General features: G+C 34.1%; 5 protein-coding genes. 2 read left to right on the forward strand and 3 right to left on the reverse strand.

Annotated elements, in window-relative coordinates; genetic code table 11:
• The first annotated feature begins 374 nt into the window (after positions 1-374).
• On the forward strand, positions 375-788 hold the full coding sequence (locus K8V80_RS05360) for a lipocalin family protein (protein WP_276775928.1): 414 nt from the start codon (positions 375-377) through the stop codon (positions 786-788).
• A 278-nt stretch (positions 789-1,066) separates the two neighbouring features.
• Here K8V80_RS05360 and trhA read toward each other — a convergent pair whose 3' ends face one another.
• Positions 1,067-1,729, reverse strand: a complete 663-nt coding sequence (gene trhA / locus K8V80_RS05365; RefSeq protein WP_423773061.1) for a PAQR family membrane homeostasis protein TrhA — start codon at positions 1,727-1,729, stop codon at positions 1,067-1,069.
• A 261-nt stretch (positions 1,730-1,990) separates the two neighbouring features.
• Between trhA and K8V80_RS05370 the strand changes: the two genes are divergently transcribed.
• Positions 1,991-3,166 carry a MalY/PatB family protein gene (locus K8V80_RS05370; RefSeq protein WP_276775932.1) on the forward strand — a complete coding sequence of 392 codons (1,176 nt, stop codon included), beginning with the start codon at positions 1,991-1,993 and terminating at the stop codon, positions 3,164-3,166.
• Between the two features lie 764 nt (positions 3,167-3,930).
• Here the strand turns inward: K8V80_RS05370 and K8V80_RS05375 are convergent.
• Positions 3,931-4,596 (reverse strand): HutD family protein, encoded by a 666-nt coding sequence (locus K8V80_RS05375; RefSeq protein ID WP_276775934.1) that lies wholly within the window; start codon positions 4,594-4,596, stop codon positions 3,931-3,933.
• 31 nt (positions 4,597-4,627) lie between these two features.
• Positions 4,628-5,242, reverse strand: coding sequence for a metallophosphoesterase (locus K8V80_RS05380; protein ID WP_276775936.1), 615 nt, complete (start codon positions 5,240-5,242; stop codon positions 4,628-4,630).
• Positions 5,243-5,536 lie beyond the last annotated feature (294 nt).

Below are 5,536 nucleotides of genomic sequence, written 5' to 3' on the forward strand. Positions count from 1 at the left end.
TTTTTTGCTTAATTTATTTGGTGAATCATAAAAATGACTACATTTGCCCCCCGATAACAAAAAGCTCTAGTAAAAGAAACAGATAGATACAACCACTTACTCTTTATATGAATCTGATAAATAGAATGTTAACACTTCCTTTTATCAATGTAACAGGATTAGTTACAAGAATAAGATTCACTACCATCCCTTCAACAAAGAGAGGTATTTATTTAATCCTTCATCCCTATATTTTAGACGTATATTCGCCCAAAAGCTCTTCAATTATTTTGACAGAGGCATAGAGAGAACCCTTAAGAGTAACTGTAGTGCAACTGTATGCTAAATACGAAGAAGTAAATGATTATTCACAATTAATTTAATTATAAAACAGTATGAAAAAGATTGCAATTATTTTAGGTGCATTTGTTTTTGTTCTAGCATCATGCCAAAACAAAGCTAAAAATCAAGAAAACGTAGAAAACACAGAAGTAGAAGCTGTTGTTGAAGAAACTCCTGCTGATGCTTCAGAAGCATTCCTAGGTTCATGGGTAGAAGCTAATCCTGCTAACGCAGAAGAAGTTCAAGGTATTGCTCTTAAAAGCGATAGCCTTGCTGAGTCTATTAACAATGCTACTGTTGCCAATACAAAATGGTGGGTTGATGATAGCAATTTATACTTAATCCAAGAAAAACAAGGTGCTGAAATAACAACTGACACTATTGCTTTCGAAGTTGAAGCTATTTCTGCTGATTCTCTTATCCTTAGAGATGGCGAAATGACTATTAGCTACAAAAAACAAAACTAAAATCATAGATATTCTCTCATTTACCTTATGATTTTAAAGAATTAAGAGCCTTGCTTATTGAAGCGAGGCTCTTTTTATATATGAAAAAAGAGCGACTATCACTAGCCACTCTTTTCTACCTTCATTTAACAACTAATATCTATGATTGATTATTATTTTTCTTTCATGCAAGATATAAAACTAGGATATCATACCAAGGCTATCAGTAATAATTTAAGCCAAATACAAGGAAAAAGTGGAACATCTTTGTGAATCGAAATACGATTGTAATATTCAGTCTAAAGTGCTGCATAGACAGCGAGTATATGACATACACTACCACCCACTACAAATAGATGAAACACAGTGTGCATATATCTTATTCTTGTAAAAGAATAGAACAAGGCTCCTACAATATAAAATACTCCGCCCGCAATTATCCAATACAACACATCCATTCTACCTGTACTCCCCAATACATCCATAAAAGGCTTGAATGCAATTAATATAACAGATCCCATTATGACATAACAGAGAGTTTCAAGATGACTATGCTTGTCTAGGTTCCTGAAACTCATCAATATACCTAGCAAGGCGGAGAACCAAACAAAGGAAAACAACATCCAGCCCCAACTACCAGCATGTCGTAAGGTAATCAATGTAAAGGGGGTATAAGTTCCTGCTATATGTAAGTAAATAGCAGCATGGTCGATCTTCTGAAGCTTCTTTTTGCGATATCTATTGGAACAGCCATGGTAAATGACAGATATTCCATAACTCGAAAGCATACCAAAGAGATAAACAAGAACACTTGATACCGCCCAATGGACATCGTCATGAGCGTAAGCTTTCCCTAAAAGATAGTAACTAGCAATCAATCCAAGTATTATACCAGCCAAATGGGTTATAGTATTGGCCAATTCTTCTTTTTTTGTGTATATAGCAGTTGTATCCATAATCATATATAAAATAGAGGTTACCACATTCCCCTCATTTCAAATCTAATAAATAGTAGTAATATCCCTTTCTTTATTTAGGAGATTCTTAATACCTTTAATGCTGAGTGCAAGGTTTATAGTGGTTTTCTTGATATAAGCCAAATGTAATGAACATTTTCATATCGAAAACTCTTCTTTAGTATAAAGACTAAAAACTAGCCTTATTGAGAGAGAAAGAAAGAAATACCTTCTCCTTGTTTTTTACTTACCTATAATATTGAAACTATGAAAATTAATTTTGATGAAGTTATTGATCGTAATAATACGGATTCCGTAAAATACGATGAACCAGCAATGGAAATGAATAACAAAGACTTTATACCAATGTGGGTAGCAGATATGGACTTCAAGACCCCTATCCCTATCCTGAAATCTATTCAAAACATGCTTGACAAAGGAGTTCTTGGTTATACTATGCTCCCCAGTCGTTGGCATGAAGCGATAAAGAGGTGGACAAAAAACCGATACAATTGGATAGTAGAAGATGAAGAAATTATTTTTACTCCAGGAATTGTAAGAGGTATAGCGTTTGCTATCCAGTGCTTTAGTCAACCCGAAGATAAGATACTTGTTATGTCTCCCGTATATCCACCCTTCTTCAATGTTCCTATTGCCAATAAGCGAAAAGTAACGTACAACTCTCTTCTTATCGATACGAATCATGAATTTCAAATAGACTTCAAGCAGTTCGAAAAAGATATTCAAGGGGCCAAATTATTTATTCTTTGCAATCCACATAATCCAGGAGGAAAAGTGTGGACTAAAGAAGAATTACAAAAGATTGCTCATATCTGTAAGAAGAATGATGTACTGATTATTTCAGATGAGATACATGCTGATTTAACACTTCCGCCTCACCAACATCATGCTTTTGCTACAGTTTCTACAGAGGCAGAACAGAATTCTATTGTATTTATGTCTCCCAGCAAGGCATTTAATATGCCTGGGTTAGCCAGTTCATATTGCATTATAAAAGATAAAAAACGAAGAGAGGAATATCAAAGTTTCGTAGAAGCACTTGACGTTACAAGTAGTCATATGTTTGCCTATTGTTCACTCATAGCTGCATACAATGAATGTTCAGATTGGCTTCCTCAGCTATTAGAGTATATTCAAGGAAATATCAATTATGTTAGTCAGCTATTAAAAGAAAAGATGCCACGCATAAAAATGATAAAGCCAGAAGCTTCCTACCTTATCTTTTTAGATTGTCGAGAATTGGGCTTAGCAGATAACAAACTCGATGCATTCTTTAAAGAAGAGGCCGGACTCATTTTGAATCCAGGTATTAGTTTTGGCAAAGGGGGTAGTGGTTTTATGAGGCTCAATGTAGGTTGTCCTAAGCCTCTATTGGAGAAGGCTATGAATCAACTTATTAAAGCTTACCAAGTAAAATTCTAAGTATAAAATATTTATGTTTCAAAGAGATTGTTTCTGTACAAGGAGACAGTCTCTTTTTTGTATAATCATACACTCAAAAACTTCAGTTTATTCTGACTAAGTCAAAATAGCATTAGATCAGGGTCAAAAAGGCAACATGTCGGTGTCATGTCATTACGATGTCGGTGTCAGAATGTGTTCTATGTTTCACTCCCTAAAAAATAGAATAAATATAATTATTCATACGCATAAATATGCTCTGCTTGTACTTATCAAAAAAGGACCTCTCTAAACTTAATTAGATAGGTCCTTTTTGTATTCGTTTTCTTCATTTCAACATGAAGGCTTGATACTCTACTTACAATTATTCTCCTTGTTTTTGTGAAGCTCGATCATCTTTTACATAATAATTGATCAAGTACAGCACAACGCCAACAGCAGCCAAGGTTACAAATGTAATTACTAATGAATCAAAAAAAGTCATATTCAAATTTTTTAAGGGTTGGTTAATATATAAACACCTATAAAGCTCTATCTGTTTATAGTAATAACGTGTTACACAACATCTTGATATAAAGATCAATAATTTATATTAATTGTCCAAAAAATACTACATTTATTCTGCTTCTGCCTTCTTACAATGATGAGGTTGGTAAATATAATCCCCTTAACACTTTATTTATCAGAGGTTATAAGCAGTTATCTATTTGGTAATACATATAGAATAGCAAATATAAATCACATTCTTATTGCATTGAAGCTTTGAAAGAGACTCTTTATCATGCTTATCGAGAGTGTAATATTTGCACTTTTATAATAACACTTGGCTGTGGTGCTTGAGCAATTATACCTAACTTATACTTACCCCACTCGTCTTTATGAGCTGTATATACAAGTACGTCTCCAGCCAATAAGGTTTCTTTCTTATTCGCTACGACAACCTCAAAGGAGGTGCCTTCATAGAAATAATATAACTCACTCATGCAGTCCTCTTCTTTATCGAGTGGATTATCCCAGAAAGTAGGAAAAAATGTATTGTATTGTAATTCTTCCAAATTTGTATTATTCAGATAAGATTCTGTAGACTCCAAGTGCAATACATCTACCTTACTACTACCCTCAGATAGCATCACATTAAAGTCTTTTACTTTTCCACGACTGGTAGTGTGCCAGTCTCCCCAAAAATGATTCTGATCAAAAGGAGCCAAATGAAAGTCTCCTTTCGATTTATGTGAAAGCTCTAAATCTCCTTCAAGAGGCATTAGGATACGAGCAATATTAGGTAAGGATGTAAAAGTAGAAGTTTCATCATCAACCTGGGCCGAGCTCACCCTCCATTTAAAGTTACGCTGAGCATAAATGGATTGTGGAGGATAAATAGCCAGCTGAGTAGTAGTACCCCCACTCCATACGGAGGTACATAAGTCTTTTTTGCGGATGATTGTGTACATAGTATTTGTATTTATAGATAAGGGATAGTGGTTAGTAGTAATTAGATTGCTTAAAGAGAGGATTCTTCTTTTGCTTCTCAATAATCTCGCTTATTTCACGGCAAGATATAGGGCGAAACTGATTATTGTCAACTCCCACATCATATTGTGTAGAAAATAGACGAGACTTTACCGTTTGAAATTCTTTCAACCTACGGGTGTGAATATGCCCAAATAACTGCCATGTACCTTTATAAGAGTTTTGCCAATCGAACATAGGGTAATGACAGAGCACCATATAATGGTACACCGAATGATTATAGTCTTGTACCCTAAGAAATAAAAGATCATAAACTTCTTTGAACAAACTATTTAAGGTTTCCTCTTTATAATAGTCCCAATCGTGATTCCCTTTAATTAGTATTTTCTCACCGTGAAGCTGATTGAATATCTCTATAATTCGTTTGTCATCCGTGTAGCCAATATCACCCAATACGAATACAATGCCATCTTTGGGAACAGTTTGATTCCAGTTTTTAATCAATTCATCATCCATCTGTTCAACACTTTTGTACGGACGCTGATTAAAGGAAATGATCCATTCGTGGCCAAAATGTAAGTCGGAAGTAAAAAAGACTTTGTCAGCAGATTTGTCTATCTTTTTCATTGATGTGTTTTGTCATATCTTATTCAACCGCTAAATTTAATGATTAAAGTAGAGAGAATTGACTTTTAATAAGAATTATTTTAACAAGTAGTATAAATGAGTATACGGGAAGTTAAGAAGGTGTATGGATTTATTTAATACTCCATCCACTTATTAAATAACACAAAAAGAGGATGGCTAGCCATCCTCTTTTATCTGTCTATAAAGAATATTTGTTATAGTGAATTTAGTCTTTCTTCTATTTTTTGGTAGAAGCGAGTGATGTGCAATCCATCTGCAAAAGCATGACTGATA

Origin of the sequence: Bacteroides coprosuis (assembly GCF_020741705.1) — a bacterium.
Lineage (GTDB): Bacteria > Bacteroidota > Bacteroidia > Bacteroidales > Bacteroidaceae > Bacteroides_E > Bacteroides_E coprosuis.

Coding starts and splice junctions, on each gene's coding strand:
- K8V80_RS05360 (WP_276775928.1), top strand. CDS start 375: ATGAAAAAGATTGCAATTATTTTAGGTGCATTTGTTTTTGTTCTAGCA.
- trhA (WP_423773061.1), bottom strand. CDS start 1,729: ATGATTATGGATACAACTGCTATATACACAAAAAAAGAAGAATTGGCC.
- K8V80_RS05370 (WP_276775932.1), top strand. CDS start 1,991: ATGAAAATTAATTTTGATGAAGTTATTGATCGTAATAATACGGATTCC.
- K8V80_RS05375 (WP_276775934.1), bottom strand. CDS start 4,596: ATGTACACAATCATCCGCAAAAAAGACTTATGTACCTCCGTATGGAGT.
- K8V80_RS05380 (WP_276775936.1), bottom strand. CDS start 5,242: ATGAAAAAGATAGACAAATCTGCTGACAAAGTCTTTTTTACTTCCGAC.